The sequence below is a fragment of the Belnapia mucosa genome (assembly GCF_016775475.1).
Taxonomy (GTDB): Bacteria; Pseudomonadota; Alphaproteobacteria; order Acetobacterales; family Acetobacteraceae; genus Belnapia; species Belnapia mucosa.
Genome location: NZ_JAEUXJ010000005.1, coordinates 378,041 through 401,234, shown reverse-complemented (window position 1 = coordinate 401,234; position 23,194 = coordinate 378,041). Strand labels below are relative to the sequence as shown.

Genomic DNA, 23,194 nt, shown 5'->3' with positions numbered 1-23,194 from the left:
GAGCGAACCTTCGCTTGGACAGGGCGGTGCCGCCGCCTCGCACGCGACCACGAAGCCACACCCGGTTCTGCCGTCGCCTTCTTCGTCCTCGCCGCCGCTACCGTCTTACTCAGGCGCTTGGCAAAGCCGTTATGAAGCGGGCTCTTACTGGTGGCGAGCAGCTTCCGCATCGTCGACCGTTTCAGTGCTGCCTTGCAGAACCTGCAGGTTGCGAGTGAGCTGAGAGGGCCATCGACACCGGTCTAGCGAGCAATCGAATGCCGCTAACTGCCCGGCTGGCCAACTGCGTCAAGACATCTCAAGAAAGCCGCTGCATTTTTTGAACAAAGAAGGAACACTGGCGCAGTTTGATCAGTCCGGCATCCCAAATCAACCCCTGTCCCAGAAACGCAAACAACGCATCGGCCGAAAATATAGCCTTCTAAATACATCCTTACGCTGGTTTTACTAGGTCGGCATAAAGTCGCTCCACTGCAGCCTGTCGGTGTGAACTAAGATTGTGCTTCTATTTTTGTGGATTGCGTTGAAAACAACCTGTTGACAGTTGATTAATCTCTAATGTCTGCCTAAAAGAGATATTTTCGGTTGTAATCGCATTTTCGTATGTTAAGAGTCACTGCACTGCGATGCGGTAGTCTACGGAGGCCATGACGGTGTCGGTTTCGCTCAAGCAGGAGGGGCTGCACTCAGGAACAGCCAGCGGTAACCAGAGTGCGACACGGTTCGCTGTCTCGGGGCCCATCCTGGTAAGCTCGCGCCGCTTCGGCGACCATCGCGGCTTCTTCCAGGAGATCTACAGCGCGCGCGACTTCGCCGCGCTCGGCATCACGGATGTCTTCGTGCAGGACAACCACTCGCTCTCGGCCCAGGTCGGGACGGTGCGGGGGATGCATTTCCAGCTGCCGCCGCATCCGCAGGCGAAGCTGGTGCGGGTGCTGCGCGGCGCCGTGCTCGATGTCGTGGTCGACCTGCGCCGCTCCTCGCCGAGCTTCGGCCAGCATGTCGCGGTGGAGCTCTCGGCCGCGAATGGCCAGCAGCTCTATGTCCCGGTCGGCTTCGCGCATGGCTTCTGCACGCTCGAGCCGGATACCGAAGTGGCCTATAAGGTCACCGACTATTACGCCCCGGATTGCGATCGTGGCATCGCCTGGGACGATCCCGACCTCGCCCTGCCCTGGCCCTTCGAGCCGGGCGCGGTGCATCTCTCCGACAAGGACCGGCGCGCGCCGCGGCTGCGCGACCTCCCGGCCATCTTCGAGTAATCGCACATGCGCATCCTGGTCACCGGCGGCGCCGGCTTCATCGGCTCGGCCGTTGCGAGGCTTCTTGTGTTGGAGCGTGGCGCGACCGTGCTCGTGGTCGACAAGCTCACCTATGCGGGCGATCGCCGCTCGATCCATGACTGCGAGGGCAAGCACGGCTTCCAGTTCCTGGAGGCGGATATCTGCGATACGGCACGGATGCGGGCTGCGATGGCGGAGTTCCAGCCGGATGCGGTGATGCATCTGGCGGCGGAGAGCCATGTGGACCGCTCGATCACGGGCGCCGCGGATTTCATCCAGACCAATATCAACGGCACCTTCAGCATGCTGGAGGCAGCGCGCGGCTACCATGACGGGCTGGAGGGCGATGCCAAGGCCCGCTTCCGCTTCCACCACATCTCGACCGACGAGGTCTTCGGCTCGCTCGGCGAGACCGGGGCGTTCAGCGAGACCACGGCCTATGATCCACGCTCGCCCTATTCGGCGAGCAAGGCGGCCTCCGATCACCTCGTCCGCGCCTGGCACGAGACCTATGGGCTGCCGGTGCTGGTGACGAACTGCTCGAACAACTACGGGCCCTATCATTTCCCCGAGAAGCTGATCCCGCTCATCATCCTGAATGCGCTGGATGGCAAGCCGCTGCCGGTCTATGGCGATGGCAGCAACATCCGCGACTGGCTGCATGTCGAGGACCATGCGCGGGCGCTGGTCTCGGTGGTGGAGCATGGCAAGGTCGGCGAGACCTATTGCATCGGTGGCCGGGCGGAGCGGCGGAACCTGCAGGTGGTGCAGACCATCTGTGATCTGCTCGACCAGCGCCGGCCGGGCGCCGCGCCGCGGCGGGAGCTGATCCGCTTCGTCGCCGACCGGCCGGGGCATGACCAGCGCTACGCCATCGATTGCAGCAAGATCGAGCGCGAGCTCGGCTGGCGGCAGAAGCAGAGTTTCGAGACCGGCATCGCCGCGACCATCGACTGGTATCTGGCGAATGAGTGGTGGTGGCGGCCGCTGCGCGAGAAGAAATACAGCGGCGAGCGGCTGGGCCTCGTGACAGAGAAGGCGGGTTGATGCGCGTCCTCGTCATCGGCCGCACCGGCCAGATCTCGACCGAGCTGCTGGCGCGGCTGCCACGCGCCGGGCATGAGGCGGTGGGGCTGGAGCCGCCCGACTTCGATATGACCAGCGCGGCACAGGTCGATGCGGCCTTCGCCCACTACCGGCCGGAGGCGGTGATCAACGCCGCCGCCTATACCGCCGTTGATCGCGCCGAGGATGACCGGGCGCTGGCCTTCGCGGTCAACGCCACCGGGCCGCACCTGCTGGGTGAGGCGGCAGCACGGGCCGGGGTGCCGGTGGTGCATTACTCGACCGATTACATCTTCGACGGCACGGGCGGGCGCCCCTATACTGAGGCGGATGCGCCGGCCCCGGTCGGTGCCTATGGCGCCTCGAAGCTTGCTGGCGAGCTGCTGCTGCATCTGGCGCAGCCGCGCTCCGTCACCCTGCGCACCGCCTGGGTTTGCTCGGCGCATGGCAACAACTTCGTCAAGACCATGCTGCGTTTCGGCAAGGAGCGGCCGGAGATGCGGGTCGTCGCCGACCAGCACGGTGCGCCGACCTTCGCCGACGACCTGGCGGATGCCGCCATCGCCCTGCTGCCGCGGTTGGCGGCGGCGCCGGCAGGCGACCGGTGCTTCGGGGTCTTCCACCTGACCGGCCAGCCGCACACCACTTGGCACGGCTTTGCCGAGGCGATCTTCGCCGGCGCCGCGGCGCGGGGCCAGGCGGCGCCGAAGCTCATTCCCATCACCACGGCCGACTACCCGACCCGGGCAGTGCGGCCAGCCAACTCGCGCCTCGACTGCAGCCGCGCCGCCGCCATCCTGGGCATCCAGGCGGCCGATTGGCGCGCGGGCCTCGACCGCTGCCTCGATGCGCTGAAGGAGACCAGGCCATGAAGGGCATCGTGCTGGCTGGCGGCAGCGGCACCCGGCTGCATCCATGCACGCTCGCCGTCTCGAAGCAGCTGCTGCCGGTCTATGACAAGCCGATGGTCTACTACCCGCTCTCGGTCCTGATGCTGGCCGGGATCCGGGAGATCATGATCATCTCGACCCCGCACGACATGCCGCTGTTCCAGCGGCTGCTCGGCAGCGGCGCCCAATGGGGCGTGCGCTTCGAATACATGGTGCAGCCGAGCCCCGACGGGCTCGCGCAGGCCTTTATCCTGGGCGAGGAATTCCTCGCCGGGGAGCCCTCGGCGCTCGTGCTGGGCGACAATATCTTCCATGGGGATGAGTTGGACCTGCGGATGAAGCAAGTGCAGGGGGAGAGCGGCGCGGCGGTCTTTGCCTATCGCGTCACTGACCCCGAGCGCTATGGCGTGGTGGATTTCGATGCCGAGGGCCGGGCGATCAGCCTGGAAGAAAAGCCGCCGGCGCCGAAATCCAACTGGGCGGTGACCGGCCTTTACTTCTACGACGGTCGCGCATCCGCCATTGCCCAGACGCTCAAGCCCTCGGCACGGGGCGAACTGGAGATCACCGACCTCAACCGGGTCTATCTCGAGGAGGGGACGCTCCGCGTCGCCCGGCTCGGCCGTGGCTATGCCTGGCTCGATACCGGCACGCATGACAGCATGCTCGAGGCGGGCGAGTTCGTCCGCGCCATCGAGAAGCGCACTGGTCAGAAGGTGGCCTCGCCTGAGGAGATCGCCTGGCGCAAGGGCTTCATCGATGATGCGCAGCTGCTCGATATTGCAAAGCCACTGCGTAAGAGTGGCTACGGGCAATATTTGGAGCAGATCGTCAAGCAAGAAGGTTATCGAGGATGAGCGCGTCGTGTTCGCGCGTTTCGCCGCACCACCTCATTCGCCTTGATGATCTTGTCGTCCTCGGCCGTTATTGTCTGCAACTCCTCAACCGCGGCAGGGTCTGGACACTTTCCCTGCTGAAGGGCTGAGCCGACCACCACAGTTCTCGGAAGAGCGACCAATCTGCGTCCTATAATCCGCGGCTGCGACGTCGTTGGCGCATTCGGCTCTGCCTTCAGCTTGAAGAAGGCGTCCTCGATGGGGCTGAACTCGGAGCTGCAAGGCGGGAGATGGAGCAGGCTCGCGCCTGCCGCCTCATTGGCTGCCGCGCTCCGCCTAACCTCCAGTCAAGAACGATGAGACTGCCAAGAGCGCACGCTCTCCTCCGCGAGACTGCCGCCTGCGCCGAACTCGCCGCCCAGTGACGGCATACCAAGCCCTTCATGCGTCCTAATCAGGTTGTCAGTAGACCGAGCTCCAGATACCAAACCCCTTCGCCAAGTCGTGGCGCCGGGAATGGGTAGTCCGGAGAGGTGCCGTCCAGTCTGCGCCGATGATCAGGTGACAGGCAATTATCCTGCGCCCGAGTTTCGCCACTCATTACACAACGCATCAATGCCGCCTCCATCCAAAAGGCGGCATTGAGCGATGACTGACGCCGTTCGTAAATTCGGTCAGCCCGAGAAATTAATCGACGAAGGCGCGGCGCGCGGACCTGGTCAGGGGTCCCATTAGATAGGCCAGTGGGGTGCGCTTGTCGCCCAGGATGTAAATCTCCACCGGCATGCCTGCCACAGTCCTGATGTCATGCTTGTGCTCGAAGGCATTGTCGTCGAATTCGGCTCGGCCGAGATAAAAGGGCTCATTGCCCTGGCCCTGTGCTGGAACCTGAATATCGGGACTGACGATCGTGAGGCTGCCCGGCAGCAAGGGAACACGCCGCATCCGGTAAGGCAGCAACCGGATATTGACCCTCTGTCCCGGGACCACCTGCTCGATATCGGTCGGCATGATATGGGCTTCGATGACGAGGCGATCATGCGCCGGTACGAGATCCAAGATGGGCTGGCCGGCCCCGATGCTCGCCCCAGGCGTGAAGGCCTGAATATTGGTGACCTTGCCGTCCTCCGGCGCCAGCACTTCGCGCCGGGTCAGGATATCCTGCGCGGCGCGGAGCTGCTGCAATGCCGTGGCGGTGGAGGCTTCGGTGGTCTGCAGATCATTGGCGATATCCGAGAGCCGCGTCAGGCGGATGCCTTCGAGCTGCCGCTGCGCCTGAGCGATCCCCTCGCGGAGCTGCGCTTCCTGCGCCGTCGCCTGGCCGATGGTGGCGACGAAGCTGGCTTCCTGCTGCTGCAGGTTCAGCACGGTAAAGCGCGAGGCATAGCCTTGGCTCAGAAGCCGGTTGTAGCCGATGATCTGCTCGCGGATGGACTGGACCTGCCGAGTGGCACCTTCGCGCTGGGCCTGGGCACCGGCCACTTGCTCCTGCAGCTGGGCGATGGCTCGTTCCTGCACCCCGATCTGGCCGTCGAAGGCAGCCCAGCGGGCCCTGAAGAAGCCGCGCTCGACATCAAGGAAGACCTGAATCGCCGCATCGGCCGCTGCGGCCTTCAATACATCTTCTGGGAAGTCGAGTTCCCGCCGCTCGGCCTGTTCCGTCTTCAGGCGAGCGATCCGGGCTCGGCCTCCCCAGTAAGCGGCCTTGGCCTGGAGGGCCGAGGCTTCCGCCTGGGTGACGTCGAGTTGCAGCAGAGGCTCGCCCGCCTTCACCACGGAGCCTTCCCGCACCAGCATGGTCCGCAGGATGCCGGCCTCGGCCAGATTCACCGTCTTGCGCCGGCCTTCCGGAATGAGCTGGCCGTTAGCGATCACGGCCCGTTCCGATGTGGTCAAGGTCGCCCAGCCGACGATCGGCAGCAGGGTTAGGCTGAGGGTGAGCAAAGCACGGCGAACGACGAGCTTGACGGGCGGGCTCTGCATCGAAAGCTCGATCTGCGTCTGCAAGGAACTGAGCGGGATAGGCGGCGGCAGCGCCGCCGGACGCCCTTGGTTAACGAGGCTGCGCAAGATGCGGCTCCTTGGATTGCTCCGCGGCCGGTTCCGGCCGAGTGGGGTCGAGGGACCATGTCCCGCCCGCTTCCAGCTTCAGCTTGAGATCGGCGATATCGAGCCAGGTCTCCGCCTCATGGCTGACGATCAGTACGATGCCGCCATCCGCCCGCGCACGCTCGACCCCATTCCGCAGCGCATTGCGCGCATTGCCGTCCAGCCCGACCTCGGGCTCGTCGAGCACGAGCAGGCGCGGGCTGCCATAGAGTGCCCGCGCCAGCCCGACCAGGCGCTGTTCGCCGCTGGAGAGGCCGGCGCTCTGCCCGGCCGGGGTCTGATAGCCGAGGGGAAGGCGGCCGATCATGGTATGCGCGCCCGCCGCACGCGCGGCCGCGACCACATGCTCGGGTGAGGGGTTGGGGCCGCGGCCGATATTGGTCATGATATCGGCTTCGAAGAGCTGAATGTCCTGTGGCAGGTAGCCGATCCGCATGCCGAACTCGGCGCGGTCGCAGTAATGCGTGTCCTGGCGGTCGAGCAGGATCCGGCCTTCGGTCGGCGGCAACAGGCCGAGCACGAGGCGGAGCAGCGTGCTCTTGCCGACGCCGTTGCGGCCCTGGATCACGACGACACAGCCGGGCGGTAGCGTCATGCTCAGCTTGTGGATGATCGGCTTCGCCCGGCCCTCCGGCCAGAAGGTGACATTCTCAATCACCAGGCCGATCTGTGCGTCATGGTCGATGGGCCGCAATTGCGGGGCGCCTTCGTCCCGGATGAGGTTCCGCAGGCGCTGCCAGGCGCTGGTACCTTGCTGCCAGACTTCCCACTGACCCAGGATGACTCCGAAGGCGCCCATGGCGTGGTTGGACATCATGAAGGCCGCGATCATCAGGCCAATGGTGCCGGTGCCTGCAATGATCAGCAGCAGGCCATGGACGAAGATCAGGACGCTGCAAACGCTGAAGAGAAGGCCTTGCAGCTCCATAAGCGCGCTGACCCGAGCATCGAAGGCCTGGGTGGCGGTGAGCGCCGCGTCGTAGCGGCGGTGCCAGCGGACCAGCGTGGCCGGAAGCTGGCCGAGGCCGCGCACCAGGTCGGGATGCAGGAGCTGTCCCGACATCTCCGCGGAGATCATGGCAGGATCGGCGGCGGCATCTTTGTTCTTGCGGTTCGCGGCCCGGCGGATGAGCCAGGCGACAACCAAGGTCAGCAGGATATTGCCGGAGGTGATCCAGCCGAAGCCGGTGTCCAGATAGAAGACGAAAGCGAGGCAGACGACGCCGCCGATGATGTCGAGCGCGCTTGCGATCGAGCCGCCACTGATGAAGCGCTGGACCGAGGTGATGTCCTGCAGCACGGTAAGGCCGGAGACGATGTCGGCGCGGACGGCACTGCGAACAGCGGCTTGCAGCGCTTCGGTCCTCAGGGCCAGGCCGAACCGCTCGGCAACTGAATCGAGCAGGCGCAGGCGCAGGTAGAAGAACAGATTGGACAGGATGATGGCGGTGACGAACACTGCCAACAGGCCGTAGATTGTGTCGATGTTGCGCGTCTCCATGACGCCATCAACCAGGTGGCCGGTGCTCATCACCATATTGAAGATGCCGATCGTGCAGCCCAGGGTCAGCAGCACGAGCGTGAAGACGAAGGCGGGCGTGACGCCGAAGCGCCGGAGCTTCAACGGATTGGAGCTGACCATGCTCGTGGTCATGCGGCTTCCGCCTTCCTCGTCAGCGCCGGAGGCTTGGAGGGGAGGGCCCGGCGGCCCGGACCGCTCAGCATCAGGGAATCCTCCCCTGTCGGGACGAGCGTGCCGTTCCGCAGCGCCATCACCCGGTCCGCCGCCGCGATGAGGCCGGGCCGGTGGGTCGTGAAGACCACCGATACGCCCTCGCGTTTCAGGTCGTGTAGCAGCGCCGCGATCTGCGCCTCTCCCTCCTTGTCGAGGGAGCCGGCCAATTCGTCCAGCAGCAGGAGCTTGGGGCGGCCATACAGGGCGCGCGCGATGGCGATCCGGTGCCGCTGGCCCATCGAGAGCTGGTAATTACCGCTGACGGTCGTGGCATAGCCGAAAGGCAGGCCGACGATGATCTCATGGGCGCCGGCGCGTCGCGCAGCCTCCACGACCAGGGCCATGTCTGGCTCGTCCAACCGGGCAATCACCTCGGCCACGGTGCCGCGGGACAGCAAGGGCTGCTGCGGCAGGAAGCCGACATGGCGGGCGAAGTCGCGGCGATCCCATTGGCTGGTCGAATGCCCGTCGAGATAAACCCCGCCCATGGCCGGGCGATGGAGGCCGAGCAGGACGCGCAGCAAAGTGGATTTGCCGCTGCCGGAGGCTCCCACGACCGCCAGGACCGTGCCTGGCTCCAGGGTCAGGTCGATATTGCGCAGCAGGACCGGCTGCGGCCCGCGGAAGGTGAAGGACATGTGCTCGACGACGAGCCGCCCCTGAGGGCAGGGAAACGCGATGCCCTCGGGCGGCAGCGGCGTGTCCGACAGGATCGAGTTGAGTCGGTTCCAGGCGGCGCGCGCCTCGCCCAGATTTTGCATGACGATGCCGATCGTGCCGAAGGGCTGGATGAGACGGAAGACGAGGAAAGTCGCCACCGCGAACATGCCCGCCACATTCGCGCCAGCGAAGGTCAGGAAGACCAGGGTGAACATGATCGAGCCTCGGAAGGCCTCAAGGACGATATCGAGCGCCAGTCGGAGCCGGGCGGCCAGCAGCCGTGCCCGCCAGGCATCGCCTGCTGCCTGGGTGCTGATCCCGATCCAGGACTGGGCCAGGCGTGGCAGGATACCCATGGCCAGGATGGCCTCGCCGGACCGCATGGCATCGGCCGCCAGCCCATAGGCCTGGCTGACGCCATCCGAAGCCAGGGCGCCTTCTTTCCGGGTGGCGCGTGCGAGCGCCATGCTCAGCAACCCGGCCAGACTGCAGAAGAACACCGCGAGAAGCAGGCAGACCCAATGGATGAACGGGACGAAAGCCAGCATGAAGGGTACTGTCGCAATGCCGATCAGTGCCCGCACGGTGAATTCGTTCAGCGAGGAACGAACCGTTTCCAGGTCCGTCAGCGCCGCACCGGCGGTGGATTCCGGCCGGCCCGCGCGCTGTGCCAGCGCCAGCACCGCCGGTACGCTCATCCGCCGCGTGACATAGGATGACAGCTGCCGAATGATGATGCCCTTGAACTGCTCGATGATGACGGCAGTGACCAGCAGGATGAGCCAGATCGCTACCCCGGAGATGAGCGAGTCATGGCTGTGCGTATAAGGGATGGAACGCGACAGGCTGCGAAAGGCGAATAGGATAGCGTAGCCCAGCAGGATGCTGAGCACCAAAAGCACTGCCAGCGACCGCAGCATGGTGAAGGCGGTCTTCTTGACCTCCTCGATCGCTTCCCGCAGCAGTGCATTGGGCGAGCCGTCTGTCGGCGCCTGAGCCATCCTCGTCAGATCCCGAAGCGAAAAACAAGGAGGACGCTGATGGAACACAATGCGCTGGTCAGGATGGCCGTCAGCACCACCTGCCAGCTGTCAATCGTCCGGGTGGATCTGGCGGTGCCGGGCAGCGCCATATTCGCCACCCTGTCGTCGAGCCGCGCGAGCCAGAGCTCCATCGCCTCCAGCCGCTCCCGCGTCTCCTGGGCCGCGGCCTCCGCCGCCTCTGGCGTCGGCAACGCCGCATGGCGTTCGCGCAAGTCCTGCAGCTCCCGCCGGACGGCGCTATATTCTGCGAGCAGGCTCTCCGCCACGGTCTGGAGCTGCGCCGTGGTCTCCGCCGGCACCAGCATGTCCTCGCCGCGGCGGGCATGCACCGGCACCAGGAAGTCGCTGCCATCCTTGCCATAGGCGACGGCGCTCAGCTCGCGCAGCTTGCGGAACCACTCCCGCTTCAGCGGGAATTCGAAGGCGTGGCAGCCATCGCCGATGCCATGCTTGGCCAGGTCCGGCCGCGCATTGTCGGCGACCGTGGTTGCCACCACCTCACCGGCCAGCCGCAGCTCGACCTTCACCCGATAGCCCGGGTGCGCCGCGTCCCAGGCCCAGCCGTAAAGCCGGTCGGCCGTCGCATTGTCGATCAGCCCCCGCACATCGGAAGCTTCGATCTCCGCCCGCTCCGGCTCGTCCTGCAGCGACGTGGCAAGATCCTCGGCGTCCGGGGAGAGGATGGTATCGACGGACATTGGCAGTGGCTTCCCTGACAAGGGTTGCAGTTTAGGCGGCAGCGTCCGCCAATGCAGCTTGATAGAGTTTAAGGTGTTCACGCGCCGCCTCGGCCAATCCGACCGGCGCGCGAATCCCTTCGACCAGCCCGTCCCAAAGGCCCGGTGTCTCGGCGGCGCGGCGCAGCACCGCTGCCAGCCCGGCCGGATCGCGCACCGGGGCATGCAGCCCGTCGATCCCGTTGCGGACCATTTCGGCGGTGCCGCCGATGCCGCTGCAGATCACCGGCCGGCGGTGGCGGAAGGCTTCCTGCACCACCAGCGGCGCATTCTCCCACCAGATCGAGGGGATGACGACCCAGTCCACCGCCTCCATCAGCCGGCCCAGCTCCTCCGGCGCATAGGCGCCGCGAAAGCTGGCATCCGGGGCGCGGGCCAGATCGGCCTCGAATTCCGCCATGAAGGCTTCGGACTGGTAGGCGGCGCCGCCATGCAGAGTGACCCGGTGCGCCACCCGCGCCTCGCTCAGCATCCGCGAGGCCCGCAGCAGCATCAGGCTGCCCTTGAAACGGTTGATATGGCCGAAGAAGCCGAAGCGGTCGCGCCGCCCATCCGGTGCCGGGCGGGCCGGCACGGCCGGGCCTTCCGGCACGCCGTTCGGCATCACCGCGAAGCGCGGCGCCGGCCAGCCATCGGCGAGGTAGCGCCCGAGCGCGAATTGGCTCGGCACCAGGATGCGGTCGAAATCGCCGAGCAGGTCCCGCATCTGCAACTGGCGCATGGCCAGGTCGGCGGGCGGGCGGCCGGGGAAGCAGCGCAGGCAGCCATCCAGGCTCGGCCCGTGGCAAAGCCTTCCTTCCGTCGTCAGCAACTGGCCTTCCTGCGGACAGAGCGGAAAGAAGTCATGCGCCGTGAAGACCAGCCGTGCCCGCGGCGCCACGCGGCGGATCAGGTCGATGGTCTCGACGCCGATCTGCAGCAGGTGATGGATATGCACGATGTCGGGCGCCAGCTCCTCGATCAGCGGCGCCAGCGTCGCCAGCCCATAGGTGTCCGGCTGCGAGAGGAAGAAGCGGTCGAAATGGTCGAGCCAGAGCAGCCATTCGTCGGTCGCCTGGCCCGCCGCCTGGATCATGGTGCCGGGCAGCGCCTCGCGATGGGTGCTGGTCACGGCGGCGAGCAGCAGGCCTTCGACGCCATGCCGGTCCCGCAGCTCGCGGAACAGGTTGCGCGCGAAGATCTCGGTCCCGCCAGCCTGGAGGGCGGGATGGTTATGGCAGAGGAAAAGGACGCGCATGGCGGTCAGCCCGGCCCGACCGCGGGGATGCTGTCGAGCGGCCAATCCCGCGCCATGAGCGCGGCGATGTCCGTGGACCAGCGCCGATGGTGCAGGTTGCGGTTATAGGTCGCCGTCAGGCTGCGGGTGTAGCCGGTATGCAGCGTGATCGACTGCCGTTCGAAATGGTAAAGCTCGGCGGCCGGAACATAGCCGATCCCGCCGCCATCGGCCCGCAGCTTCAGGCAGAGGTCGGAGTCTTCATAGTCGCCGACCACGTAGTCGGTGGTGAAGCCACCCACCTTCTGGAAGGCCTCGCGCCGGACGCAGAAGGCGGCGCCGGTGATGCCGGGGACCTCGCGCGGCCGCTCGGCCCGCGGGAAGCGCCGCGGCAGGCCCTTGTAGTAGTGGTTGTTGTGCCAGTCGCCTGTCTCCGGCCTCTCAAAATAGAGGCCGGCATGTTGCAGCGAATCATTGGCGTAGAGCAGCTTCGGCCCGACCGCGACGAGATGCGGTGCTGCCGCGAGCGTGCCGAGCAGCGGGGCCAGCCAGCCGCGGCCGGCCGGCACCACATCGGAATTGAGCAGCAGCAGCACCGGCGCCCGGGCTTCCGCCACGCCGGCATTGCAGGCGCTGCCATAGCCGTAATTGGCCGGCTGCACGACCAGGGTGACCGGCTGGCGGGTGATGCCGTACTGTCCGCGCAGCATGAATTCCAGCTCCTCCCGCTGCTCGGGGCTGTCGAGCACATAGATGAGCTCGGCCTGCCGCAGGGCGGGGTCGCGGGCGATGGCGGCCAGCTGGTGCCGCAGATAGTGGACATTGCGGTAGATCGGCACGATCAGGCTGATGACCGGATCGGCCACCACCGGCCCGATCCGCACCACTTCGGGCGGCTGCCGCGCCTCCATGATGCGGCGGTGCAGCCGCTCCACCGGCGGGGCGATGCAGCGCGTCAGGATCTCCGGCGTGACATGCGGCGGCGCGATGGCGCCGAGGATGCGGTCGCGCGCCAGCAGCGGCGTGGTGATGGCCGGCGGGGCGACCAGCGTCACCTGGTCCCCGCTGCGCAGCCGCACCCGCAGCCGCCATTGCGCCGAGGGCTTGGCCGCCGCTTCGGGCAGATGGAGGACGAAGCCGGCGCGGATGCCGGGGCTGCCATGCGGCGCCTCGGCGAATTTCTTCACCAGATCCGGGCGGGGAAAGCGGATCAGCTGCCCATCCTGCAGCACCAGGTTGCCGAGGCTGCCTTGCAGGGTGAGCTGGCCGATCAGGCCCAGCGGGTCGCGCAGCCAGCCGCGGAGGAAGAGCCCGCCGGCATGGTCATCGAGCGCCATCTCCAGCGCTCCGCCGAAGGGCTCCTCCAGCTCGGTGACCTGGGTGAGGGGCTGCAACGGCGCCAGGACCAGATGGTCGCGCAGCAGGCGGCGCATCGCCTCATCCTCGGCGGCGCGGCGCGATAATTCCTGCAGGGCGGCGCGGTAGAGGGCGCGGCCCGGAGCATCGGTCCGCCGCGCCAGCTCCCCGAGCGTCGGCAGCCGGCCGGAGGCTGGGGCAAGGTGGACTGGCCCCTCGCCGCCCGCGGCGGGGAGGAGATAGCCGCCCTCGAACCGCCGGTCGGCGAGGAGCAGCATGCCGCCGGCATGGCTGGCCTGGCGCAGCCGGTGCCGGCCGATCACCAGGGAGGTGGTCGGTGCCGGGGCCAGGTCGCGGGGCAGGGACCAGATCTGGACATCCTCGCCGCAGAGGGCGACGGGCGTGGCATGGCGTTCCGGCGCGCCTGCCTGGGCGGCCAGCGCATGGCAGGCGGCGGCCAGCGCCGCATCATCCCCGCGGCGGAAGGGCCGGATGGCGCGGGAGGCGATGAAGCCGGCGACCCGGAGGATGGAGGCGGGCGGGGCGGCGTCGAGCAGGGATTGGAGGCTTTCGGCGGGGAGCAGCTCCAGCGAGGCCGACCCACCCAGCTCGTCAGTGACAAGGAGGGTCGTGCCGGGCTCGACCCCCGGCTGGGCCCGGAGGAGGAGGAGGGAGAGGAGTTCGCCATCCCCGACTGGCACGCTCTGCCAGGACATCGGTGGCTCGACCGGACCTGCGGCGGAGGCCAGCGAGACGCTGCCCATATCGATGCCGAGGATTCCGCCGCGGAGCCCGAGCAGCACCATGCCGGACGAGAGCGCCAGGAGTGCCGCAAAAGCAGAACCGGCGACATCCTGAGATGTCGCCGGCGGGTGCCCGATAGTGTCCAGAACCTTAACCCCCGCCGCCATGGGACACGGGTATCAGTTAAAGGTTTCCGTGCTCTTTATCCAACCATTCAGTGGGCGATCTTGATCCAGGCCTCGGGATGGGCGGCGAGGTCGGCGGCGCTGGCCCCGCTGATGCCCTTGATGAGGATCGTATCGCTGCCGATGGTGACCTTCACGCTGCTGCCCACGACCTCGATCTTGTTGATCGAGCCGTCGAAGCCCGTGATGTTGCCGCCGGTCTCGTTGATGCCGCCCATGCCGGCTTTGATCTCCACCATGTCCTGGCCATAGGTAAAGCCGGAGATGATGTCGTTGCCGCCGAAGCCGGTGTCATAGGCGAAGGTATCCGCGCCCGAGCCGCCCATCAGCAGGTCGTCGCCAGCAGCGCCGGCGAACCGGTCGTTGCCGTCGCCGCCGATCAGCGTATCGTTGCCCGCGCCGCCCCAGAGGCTGTCATTGCCCGCTCCGCCCGAGATCATGTCGGCGCCGCTGCCGCCCGATACGGTGTCGTTGCCGTCGCCGCCCTGCAGGTTGTTGGCGCCATCGCCGCCGAAGATCTGGTCGTGGCCGGTGCCGCCGACAACCGTGTCGTTGCCCGACCCGGCCGTGATGGAGTCGTCGCCGCTGCCGCCGGTGGCGTAGTTGTTGCCCTCACCGAGCGAGATGCTGTCGTTGCCGCCGGCGCCGTTCACCGTGTCGGCATGGGCGCTGCCCTGGAAGCCGAAGTTGCCGCTGTCCGAGGCGTCGCTGCCCTTGAAAGCCACCCCACCGTTCGCGCCAGAGGCATCCACAAGGGTCGAATGCCCGATCGCGGCGCTGCGGTCGATGAAGGTGCCGCCGGTCTCGATATGATAGAAGGCGTCGAAACTGCTGTTGCTGCTATCAGCGGGGAGGGAAGCGCCTCCCGGTATCGAAGCAAAATCCGCCATGGCCAACACCCCGCCGAGAAAGTTCGGCACCGGTCAGGTGCCTGCTGCTGGGGGCATGTTTAACCACCGGTTGGGACATGGTCAATCTAGAGGCACCGGCAGCGACAAGTCATTACACCGGTTCGGGAACTGGGACGGCCGGGCCGACGGACCTGGGCTCTTGGTCCGATTCAGCCCGCCGGAAGTGGCTGGACGAGGATTTCGCAGCAATTTTGCGACGGTTGCGACATCACGCATTCGTGAGTTTGACACAGGTCAGGGTTTGGCAACCTAAGGGACAGCGATAACCTGTGGTACAAATTGAGACGCGCTGCCCGCTTCACCAGCGGTTGTGAACAGATTATAAGTCCGCGGTATAGGTTGAATGGGCGCCCCATGTGGGGGGCGTTTCCAGTTCGCTTCGTAGCCGCGGAGGCGCCTCGATGGTCAATATTATTCCTGGGACTTTCGGTCCTGACGACCTGCTGGGAACAGCGGACGACGACGTTTTCTACGGCTATCCCGGCAACGACACGTTCCAGGGCCTCGCCGGCAACGACACCGTCTATTCGGCCGAAGGCGATGACTCCATCGACGCCGGCACCGGCGCCGATCTGATCTTGTCGGGCGATGGCAACGACACCGTCGTCGCCACCGGCGATGCGATCGGCGACGTGGTCTCGGCCGGCGACGGCAACGACTCCATCCTCGCGGGCGACGGCGCCGACTTCATCTCGACCGGCGAAGGCAGCGACATTGTCTATGCCGGCGGCGGCAATGACGCGATCGATGCGGGCAGCGGCAGCGCCTTTATCGATGGCGGCGACAACAACGACACCATCACGGGCGGCCTCAGCGCCTCCACCCTGATCGGCGGCGCTGGCGCCGACTACATTACCGGTCGCAGCACCGACTCGATCGACGGTGGCATCGGCAATGATACCCTTTTTGCTGCGGCTGCCAGCACCGTCACGGGCGGTGCCGACAATGACCTGATCGTCGGCAGCAGCTTCGCCGACAGCCTGTCGGGCGGCGCCGACAACGACCTCATCTACACCGGCGGCGGCGCCGATACGGTGGATGGCGGCACAGGCAGCGATACTGTCTATGGCAGCAGCACCGGTGCCACCCTCGGGGGCGGCGATGGCGATGACGTCGTGGTTGGCGGCATCGGCAGCGACAGCATCTCGGGCGGCGACGGTGCCGACTACATCGATGCCGGCAGCGGTGGTGCCGACACCGTCGATGCCGGGGCCGGGGCCGACACCGTTTTCGGCCTTGCTGCGGCCGGCACCGTGCTGGGCGGCACGGGCGATGATCTGCTTGTCGGCAGCGCCTTCGCCGACAGCATCTCGGGCGGTGACGACAACGACCTCATCTACACCGGCGGCGGTGCCGATACGGTGGATGGCGGGATCGGCAACGATGCCATCTTCGGTGACAGCGGCGCCAGCACCCTGATCGGCGGCGACGGCAACGACTCCATCTCCGGCGGGACGGGTTCCGAATCCATCTCCGGCGGCGACGGCGCCGACTACATCTCCTCCGGCGGCGGTGCCGACACCATCGATGCCGGGATCGGCAACGATACGGTTCTCGGCCTCACCGCGGCCGGCACCGTGCTCGGCGGCACGGGCGATGATCTGCTTGTCGGCAGCGCCTTCGTCGACAGCATCTCAGGCGGTGACGACAACGACCTGATCTACACCGGCGGCGGTGCCGATACGGTGGATGGCGGGATTGGCAACGATACCATCTTCGGTGACAGCGGTGCCAGCACCCTGATCGGCGGCGACGGCAACGATGCGATCAGCGGCGGGACGGGTTCCGAATCCATCTCCGGCGGCGAAGGCGCCGACTACATCTTCTCCGGCGGCGGTGCCGACACCATCGATGCCGGGATCGGCAACGATACGGTTCTTGGCTTTACCGCGGCCGGCACCGTGCTCGGCGGCACGGGCGACGATGTGGTTACCGGCAGCGCCTTCGCCGACAGCATCTCGGGCGATGACGGCAACGACTATCTGACGGGTGGCGGCGGGGCCGACACCATCGATGGCGGGATCGGCAACGATGCCATCTTCGGTGACAGCGGCGCCAGCACCCTGATCGGCGGCGACGGCAACGACTCCATCTCCGGCGGGACGGGTTCCGAATCCATCTCCGGCGGCGAAGGCGCCGATTACCTGGCAAGTGGCGGCGGTGCGGATGTCATCGATGGTGGGATCGGCAACGACGACATTATCGGCAACGACGGCGCCAGCACCCTGATCGGTGGTGACGGCAACGACACCATCTCCGGCGGGTCCGGGTCTGAGGCGATCTCCGGTGGGGACGGTAACGATTACCTCTCCAGCGGCGGTGGCCATGACACGATCAATGCCAGCATCGGTGATGATACCATTGTCGGTGGCGCACTCAGCGGCACCCTGAATGGTGATGAAGGCAACGACCAGATCTTCGGCGGAGACGGCGCCGAGCGGATCACCGGTGGTGTGGGCGACGACCTCATCCTGGCTGGTGGCGGCAACGATACCATCATCGGCGGCGAGGGCTCGAACGACCTGCGCGGTGGCGATGGCGACGACCTCTTCATCGTTCGGACGAAGCTGGCTTCCCTGCCCGGCGCGGCCGACAGCTTCGATGGCGGCACCGGCTTCGATGTGGTGGACTTCGGCACCTATGGCGGCAAGGGCCTCAGCATCGACCTGTCGGCCCCGCCCAGCCCTGCCCTCGACATGCAGTTCATCTCCATCGAGGGCATCCGCTCCGGCTCGGGCAGCGACAACCTGACCGGCAATGGCGAAGCCAACCTGCTCGATGGCGGTGACGGCGACGATATCCTCGTCGGCGGTGCCGGCGACGATACCCTGATGGGCGCCGATGGCAGCGACTTCCTCACCGGTGGCGCTGGCGCGGATACCTTCAGCTTCACCGACCGTCTCGGCACTGCTGCCCTCACGGGCGATGATGTCCTGACCGACTTCGAGGCGGGTTTGGACAAGCTGGTCTTCAGCGCCGCCTCCGGCGTCACCGAGGACGACTTCACCCTGGTGGATGGCGACCTGTTCTTCATGCATGACGCGATGTCGATCACCTTCATCGGTGACCTCTCCGGCTTCGACTTCAGTCGGGACGTCGCCTTCGTCTGAGCCTTGGGGGGGGCGGCAACGCCCCTCACCGACCAGCACCGAGAGGGCCGGGCAGCGATGCCCGGCCCTTTTTCTATGCCTCGCGCTGGACCGCGGCTGGCTGCACTGGCTCGCCCGGCGCCGGCTTCCGCAGCACGCAGAGCGACTGGCCGAGCGGATAGCGCCCCGCCGGCACCCGCTGCGTGGCCGATTCCGCATCCACCGTCACGATCGGCTGGTCGCCATAGAGCATCGCGGCGACGTTGAAGCCCAGCCGCTCCGCCCAGATCCGCAGGTCGGACCGGTGAAGGAAGAGGTTGAGATGCCCGGCCCGGCCAGTGCTCCGCGCCCAGGCGACGCAGTTCTGGAAGATCGGCCAGTTAACCGGCACGGTGAATTCGAGGAAGGAGAAGATGACCTTCCCCCCCGGCCGCAGCGCCTGCCAGGCCGATTCCAGATAGGCATAGGATTCTTCCGGCAGGAGATGGGTGAAGACCGAGAAGAAGACGATCAGGTCGGCGCTGCCATCCGCCACCGGGATTCCGTTCCCGGTCTCGACCAGGAATTGGAAATCCGGCCGTTCCACCTTGCGCCGGGCATAATCTACCAGCGCCGGCACCGGGTCCGTCCCGACATAGCGCAGATAGGGATAGCGGCGGAGCTGCCAGGCCAGCCGGCCGGAGCCGCAGCCGATATCCACCACCAACTGGTTCGGCTTCAGCCCGTGTTCCCGCAGCAGGGCATGCTCATAGACCCCGATCTGTTCGTAATTGCCGCCGACCGCGATCGACAGCGCCTCCTCCTCGGGGAAATTGGCCAGGAGATGGGTGACAAATTGTTCGTAACTTGCAACGCTCTGGAGCTTGCGGCTCATGCGGGGTCCTCGATCCTGGTGCGGCTGCCGGTTCCATCACTCTCACCGTCTTGTCATACCGAACCGGGGCCCAGGCATGCACAATCCCGTGGCGCAGGCGAGGAGAGCGGGGATGGACCAGCTGAACCAGCGGGCTTTCGGGCCCGGAACCTCGGTCCTGGGCGGTGCTGCCGCCGGCCTGACCTATGACGGCGCCCTGCGCGACGCCTATGCGCGGGAGGAAGTGGCCCGCCGGCGGGAGGCAGGGCGCAGCCGCCGGGTGCCGGCGCCCCAGACCCAGCGCCAGGAGCGGGCGGTGCCCGAGCCCCTGGCCGTTCCGGTACCTTAGTACATAATGTCCCGCAGGCGCTGCGGCGCCTCGGCATCGTAGCTGGCCGGGTCCACGGCGCCGCCGGTATGGGCGGCGATCAGCTCGCCCATGCTCGGCACCGCCCGCGGCCGGGCCCGTTCGCCCCAGAGCTTCGAGCGCATGACCGATTTGGCGCATTGCATATAGGCCTCGCGCACCGTCACCAGCACCACCGTCGTCGGCACCTTGCCCTGGGCGGTGAAGCGCTCGCGGAGGCTCGGGTCGGCGGTGATGCGGGCGGTGCCGTTCACCCGCAGCGCCTCCCCCACCCCCGGCACCAGGAACAGCAGTGCGACGGCCGGATTGGCGATGATGTCCCGCAGCGCATCCAGCCGGTTGTTGCCGCGCCGGTCCGGCAGCGCCAGGGTCCGGTCGTCGAGCGGCACGATGAAGCCCGGATCATCCCCGCGCGGGCTGGCATGCACCCCATCCGGCCCCACCGTCGCCAGGATGGCGAAGGGCGAGGCGGCGATGAAGGCCATCGCCTTCGGCTCCAGCCGCGGGATCACCTTCTTCAGCACCAGCTCGCGCGGCGGGTCATAGAGGGTCGCCAGCTGTTCGAGGGTGGCGACGGCGAACGGGTCGGCGGGGGTCAATGCGTCCATGGGAGGATAGGTTGCCAGTCCACAGAGCCGGAGTTCAAGCCTGGCCGTGGCGCTTGTGCGGGGCTGACGCTATAAGCCGGTCTTCAACCGGAATCTCAGGCTAGGGGAGAGGCTGCGGCCATGGCCGGCCACTCGCACGCAAAGAACATCATGCACCGCAAGGCGGCGCAGGGCGCGAAGAAGGCCCGGGCCTTCGGCAAGCTGATCCGCGAGATCAGCGTCTCGGCCAAGCAGGGCCTGCCCGACCCGGCCATGAACCCGCGGCTGCGCGCCGCGGTGAAGGCCGCGCTCACGGCGAACATGACGCGGGACACGATCGACCGCGCCATCAAGCGCGCCAGCCAGGGCGGCCAGGGCGAGGAGTATCAGGAGGTCCGCTATGAGGGCTACGGCCCGCATGGCGTCGCCATCATCGTCGAGGCGCTGACGGACAACCGCAACCGCACCGCCGGCGATGTGCGCAGCGCCTTCGCCAAGCATGGCGGGGCGCTGGGCGAGACCAACAGCGTCTCCTTCCAATTCGAGCGCCGCGGCGTGCTCTGGTTCCCCGGCCTGCCCGACAAGGCGGATGAGATGCTGGAAGCCGCCATCGAGGCCGGCGCCCAGGATGTCGAGTCTGACGAGGAGGGGCATGAGGTCACCTGCGCGCCGGAGGATTTCTTCGCCGTGCGCGATGCGATGGAAGCCCGCTTCGGCAGCCCCGAGAGCGCCCGGATCGAATGGGTGCCGACCATGCGCATCGACCTCGATGAGGAGAAGGCGCAGGACATCCTGAAGCTGATCGACCGGCTGGACGAGAGCGACGACGTGCAGAACGTCTACGCCAATTTCGAGGTCTCGGAGGCCGTGTCGCAGCGGCTCTCGGCCTGATCGGAGCCGTCCGCCTGCTGGGACTCGATCCCGGCCTCCAGCATACCGGCTGGGGGGTGGTGGAGAGCGCCGGTAGCCGGCTGCGGCATCTCGGCGACGGCGTCATCTCCACCGCCGCCGACCAGCCCCTGGCCGAACGGCTCTGCACCCTGCATCGCGGACTGATGGCGCTGATTGAGCAGTGGCGGCCGGATGAGGCGGCGGTCGAGCATACCTATGTCAACAAGAACCCCGGCGCCGCGCTGAAGCTCGGCCAGGCGCGCGGGGTGGTGCTGCTGACCCCGGCGCTGTCCGGCATCCTCGTCGCCGAATACCAGGCGATGGAGGTGAAGCGCGCCGTGGTCGGCACCGGCCATGCCGAGAAGGCGCAGGTGGAGGCGATGGTGCGCCGCCTGCTGCCCGGTGCGGTCATCCGCCGGGCGGACGCCGCGGATGCGCTGGCCATCGCCATCTGCCATGCCCACCATCGCGGGACGAGACGCGCCCTTGCCCAGGGTTACGTGCCGGCATGATCGGGAAACTCACCGGCAAGCTGGATGCGCTAGTCGAAGGCGGCTGCATCTTCGACGTGAACGGCGTGGGCTATCTGTTGTCCTGTTCCACCAAGACCCTCGACCGGCTGCGCGACGTGCAGGGCCAGGCCGCCATGCTGGTGGAAACCCAGGTGCGCCAGGACGCCATCGTGCTGGTCGGCTTCGGCAGCGCGGCGGAGCGCGATACCTTCCGCAAGCTCACTTCCGTCCAGGGGGTCGGGACCAAGCTGGCGCTCGACATCCTCTCCGCCTTCGCCCCCGAGGACCTGGCTGAGGCGGTGCGCCGCGCCGACCGGGCCGGGCTGCGCCAGGCCAATGGCGTCGGCGCCAAGCTGGCGGACCGGCTGGTGACGGAGCTGCGCGACTGGGCGGGTGGCATCCAGCCGCCGAGCGGCATCGCCGCCGGGCCTGCCACTGCCGCGCCACCGCCCGGCGCTGCCGCCGATGCCGTCTCCGCGCTGATCAATCTCGGCTGGAAGCGGCCCGAGGCGCAGGCGGCGGTGAACCGCGCCCAGTCCCGGCTCGGCGAGGAGGTCGCGCTCGAGGCCCTGATCCGCGACAGCCTGAAGGAGCTCGCCCGATGAGCGGCTCCCGCCGTCGCCCCCCGCCGCCCCCGCCCGAGAGCGAGGCGGATGACCGCATCACCACACCCGCCCGCACCGAGGAGGATGCCGCCGAGGCGACGCTCCGCCCGCAGGTCCTGGCCGACTTCACCGGCCAGCAGGCGCTGCGGGAGAATCTGGCGATCTTCATCCAGGCGGCCCGCGCCCGGGGCGAGGCGCTGGACCATGTCCTGCTGCACGGCCCGCCGGGCCTCGGCAAGACGACGCTGGCGCAGATCGTGGCGCGGGAGCTTGGAGTCGGCTTCCGCGCGACCAGCGGCCCGATCCTGCAACGCGCCGGCGACCTCGCCGCCATCCTGACCAACCTCCAGCCGCGCGACGTGCTCTTCGTCGATGAGATCCACCGGCTGCAGCCGGCGCTCGAGGAAACCCTCTATCCGGCGATGGAGGATTTCCAGCTCGACCTCATCATCGGGGAGGGGCCGGCGGCGCGCACGGTGCGGATCGACCTGCCGCCCTTCACCCTGGTCGGCGCCACCACCCGCGCCGGGCTGCTGGCGACGCCGCTGCGCGACCGCTTCGGCATCCCGCTCCGCCTGCAATTCTACACGCCGGAGGAGCTGCTGCGGATCGTCCGCCGCGGCGCCGAGAAGCTTGGCTTCGAGCTGGCCGAGGCCGGTGCGCTGGAGATCGCCCGCCGGTCCCGCGGCACGCCGCGCATCGCCGGCCGCCTGCTGCGCCGGGTGCGGGACTTCTCCAGCGTCACCGGCAAGGCGGCCGACCGCGCCATGGTCGATGGCGCGCTGACCCGGCTGGAGGTGGACAGCAAGGGGCTGGACGCCATGGACCGCCGCTACCTGCGGCGGATCGCCGAGCACCATAACGGCGGCCCGGTCGGGGTCGAGACCCTGGCCGCGGCGTTGGCCGAGAGCCGCGACACGATCGAGGATGTCATCGAGCCCTATCTGATCCAGGAAGGGCTGGTGCTCCGCACGCCGCGCGGCCGCATGCTCGGCATGCCCGGCTGGACGCATCTCGGGCTCAGCCCGCCGGCCAGCTTCGCCATCCAGCCCGACCTGCTCCTGGGCGGCGAGCCGTGAAGACGCCGCCCCCTGGCAAGGCGCATCATTTTCCGATTCGGGTCTATTTCGAGGACACCGATGCGGGGGGGATGGCCTATCACGCCAACTATCTCCGCTGGGCCGAACGGGCCCGGACGGAATCCTTGCGCGACATGGGCTTGCCGCATTCGCTTATGATGGAGCGTCATGCTGCGATACTCGTGGTGCGGCGCATCGAAGTGGAGTATTGGCGCCCCGCCCGACTCGATGACGCGATCGTGGTCGAGACCCGGGTGATCGCGGTCAGGGGCGTCACCCTCCTGCTCGACCAACGCATGGTCCGGGGGGAGGAGACGCTGGCCGCGCTCCGTGTGGAATTGGCCTGCATCGACCGGGACGCGCAGCGGCCGAAGCGCATCCCCGAGCCCTGGCGGAGCGCCCTGGGCGGCGTGCCGGACCTGGCTGGATAGAGGAGAGTGG

General features: G+C 67.4%; 20 protein-coding genes and 1 pseudogene. 12 read left to right on the top strand and 9 right to left on the bottom strand.

The features are described from left to right. The 5 genes and pseudogenes from JMJ55_RS15355 to rfbA all read left to right on the top strand — a co-directional run. Positions 1–135, top strand: a pseudogene (locus JMJ55_RS15355) (IS5/IS1182 family transposase); the annotation flags it as partial. Between the two features lie 512 nt (positions 136–647). After that, positions 648–1,262, top strand: a complete 615-nt coding sequence (gene rfbC, locus JMJ55_RS15350) for a dTDP-4-dehydrorhamnose 3,5-epimerase (RefSeq protein WP_202826426.1) — start codon at positions 648–650, stop codon at positions 1,260–1,262. Between the two features lie 6 nt (positions 1,263–1,268). Then, positions 1,269–2,330: a dTDP-glucose 4,6-dehydratase gene (rfbB, locus tag JMJ55_RS15345; protein ID WP_202826425.1), complete on the top strand. Its 1,062-nt coding sequence runs from the start codon at positions 1,269–1,271 to the stop codon at positions 2,328–2,330. Further along, positions 2,330–3,220 carry a dTDP-4-dehydrorhamnose reductase gene (gene rfbD, locus JMJ55_RS15340; RefSeq protein WP_202826424.1) on the top strand — a complete coding sequence of 297 codons (891 nt, stop codon included), beginning with the start codon at positions 2,330–2,332 and terminating at the stop codon, positions 3,218–3,220. Before rfbB ends, rfbD begins: the two co-directional genes overlap by 1 nt. Further along, a complete protein-coding gene (gene rfbA / locus JMJ55_RS15335; protein WP_202826423.1) occupies positions 3,217–4,095 on the top strand; it encodes a glucose-1-phosphate thymidylyltransferase RfbA in 879 nt (292 codons plus the stop codon). The genes rfbD and rfbA overlap by 4 nt, the downstream gene beginning before the upstream one ends. A gap of 666 nt (positions 4,096–4,761) precedes the next feature. On the opposite strand, the gene JMJ55_RS15330 is transcribed toward rfbA, so the two are convergent. The 7 genes from JMJ55_RS15330 to JMJ55_RS15300 form a co-directional block, all read right to left on the bottom strand. Continuing rightward, a complete protein-coding gene (locus JMJ55_RS15330) occupies positions 4,762–6,144 on the bottom strand; it encodes an HlyD family type I secretion periplasmic adaptor subunit (RefSeq protein WP_202826422.1) in 1,383 nt (460 codons plus the stop codon). Then, positions 6,128–7,837, bottom strand: coding sequence for an ATP-binding cassette domain-containing protein (locus tag JMJ55_RS15325; protein WP_202826421.1), 1,710 nt, complete (start codon positions 7,835–7,837; stop codon positions 6,128–6,130). The genes JMJ55_RS15330 and JMJ55_RS15325 overlap by 17 nt, the downstream gene beginning before the upstream one ends. Continuing rightward, a complete protein-coding gene (locus JMJ55_RS15320) occupies positions 7,834–9,579 on the bottom strand; it encodes an ATP-binding cassette domain-containing protein (protein WP_202826420.1) in 1,746 nt (581 codons plus the stop codon). The genes JMJ55_RS15325 and JMJ55_RS15320 overlap by 4 nt, the downstream gene beginning before the upstream one ends. A 5-nt stretch (positions 9,580–9,584) precedes the next feature. After that, the gene (locus JMJ55_RS15315) at positions 9,585–10,319 is read right to left on the bottom strand and encodes a hypothetical protein (protein ID WP_202826419.1); all 735 of its coding nucleotides are present in this window, start codon (positions 10,317–10,319) and stop codon (positions 9,585–9,587) included. 31 nt (positions 10,320–10,350) lie between these two features. Next, entirely contained in the window at positions 10,351–11,595 is a 1,245-nt protein-coding gene (locus tag JMJ55_RS15310; protein ID WP_202826418.1) for a glycosyltransferase family 4 protein, read from the bottom strand. A gap of 5 nt (positions 11,596–11,600) precedes the next feature. Continuing rightward, positions 11,601–13,736: a glycosyltransferase gene (locus JMJ55_RS15305; protein ID WP_202826417.1), complete on the bottom strand. Its 2,136-nt coding sequence runs from the start codon at positions 13,734–13,736 to the stop codon at positions 11,601–11,603. Positions 13,737–13,888: 152 nt separating this feature from the next. Then, a complete protein-coding gene (locus tag JMJ55_RS15300; RefSeq protein ID WP_202826416.1) occupies positions 13,889–14,779 on the bottom strand; it encodes a calcium-binding protein in 891 nt (296 codons plus the stop codon). 392 nt (positions 14,780–15,171) lie between these two features. Between JMJ55_RS15300 and JMJ55_RS15295 the strand changes: the two genes are divergently transcribed. Beyond that, positions 15,172–17,880, top strand: coding sequence for a beta strand repeat-containing protein (locus JMJ55_RS15295; RefSeq protein ID WP_202826415.1), 2,709 nt, complete (start codon positions 15,172–15,174; stop codon positions 17,878–17,880). Between the two features lie 73 nt (positions 17,881–17,953). On the opposite strand, the gene JMJ55_RS15290 is transcribed toward JMJ55_RS15295, so the two are convergent. Beyond that, a complete protein-coding gene (locus tag JMJ55_RS15290; RefSeq protein WP_202826414.1) occupies positions 17,954–18,733 on the bottom strand; it encodes a class I SAM-dependent methyltransferase in 780 nt (259 codons plus the stop codon). 112 nt (positions 18,734–18,845) lie between these two features. On the opposite strand from JMJ55_RS15290, the gene JMJ55_RS15285 reads away from it, so the two are divergent. Further along, positions 18,846–19,061, top strand: a complete 216-nt coding sequence (locus JMJ55_RS15285; RefSeq protein WP_202826413.1) for a hypothetical protein — start codon at positions 18,846–18,848, stop codon at positions 19,059–19,061. Here the strand turns inward: JMJ55_RS15285 and JMJ55_RS15280 are convergent. Further along, on the bottom strand, positions 19,058–19,687 hold the full coding sequence (locus JMJ55_RS15280) for an MSMEG_1061 family FMN-dependent PPOX-type flavoprotein (RefSeq protein WP_202826412.1): 630 nt from the start codon (positions 19,685–19,687) through the stop codon (positions 19,058–19,060). The genes JMJ55_RS15285 and JMJ55_RS15280 overlap by 4 nt on opposite strands. Positions 19,688–19,807: 120 nt before the next feature. Here JMJ55_RS15280 and JMJ55_RS15275 point away from each other — a divergent pair, with 120 nt between their 5' ends. The 5 genes from JMJ55_RS15275 to ybgC are packed head-to-tail and all read left to right on the top strand — an operon-like array spanning position 19,808 to position 23,184. Beyond that, positions 19,808–20,557 (top strand): YebC/PmpR family DNA-binding transcriptional regulator, encoded by a 750-nt coding sequence (locus JMJ55_RS15275; RefSeq protein ID WP_202826411.1) that lies wholly within the window; start codon positions 19,808–19,810, stop codon positions 20,555–20,557. Continuing rightward, positions 20,557–21,069 carry a crossover junction endodeoxyribonuclease RuvC gene (gene ruvC, locus JMJ55_RS15270; protein WP_328702659.1) on the top strand — a complete coding sequence of 171 codons (513 nt, stop codon included), beginning with the start codon at positions 20,557–20,559 and terminating at the stop codon, positions 21,067–21,069. The genes JMJ55_RS15275 and ruvC overlap by 1 nt, the downstream gene beginning before the upstream one ends. After that, positions 21,066–21,674, top strand: coding sequence for a Holliday junction branch migration protein RuvA (gene ruvA / locus JMJ55_RS15265; RefSeq protein ID WP_202826410.1), 609 nt, complete (start codon positions 21,066–21,068; stop codon positions 21,672–21,674). Before ruvC ends, ruvA begins: the two co-directional genes overlap by 4 nt. Continuing rightward, positions 21,671–22,753 carry a Holliday junction branch migration DNA helicase RuvB gene (gene ruvB, locus JMJ55_RS15260; protein WP_202826409.1) on the top strand — a complete coding sequence of 361 codons (1,083 nt, stop codon included), beginning with the start codon at positions 21,671–21,673 and terminating at the stop codon, positions 22,751–22,753. The genes ruvA and ruvB overlap by 4 nt, the downstream gene beginning before the upstream one ends. Then, positions 22,750–23,184, top strand: a complete 435-nt coding sequence (ybgC, locus tag JMJ55_RS15255; protein ID WP_202826408.1) for a tol-pal system-associated acyl-CoA thioesterase — start codon at positions 22,750–22,752, stop codon at positions 23,182–23,184. Before ruvB ends, ybgC begins: the two co-directional genes overlap by 4 nt. Positions 23,185–23,194 lie beyond the last annotated feature (10 nt).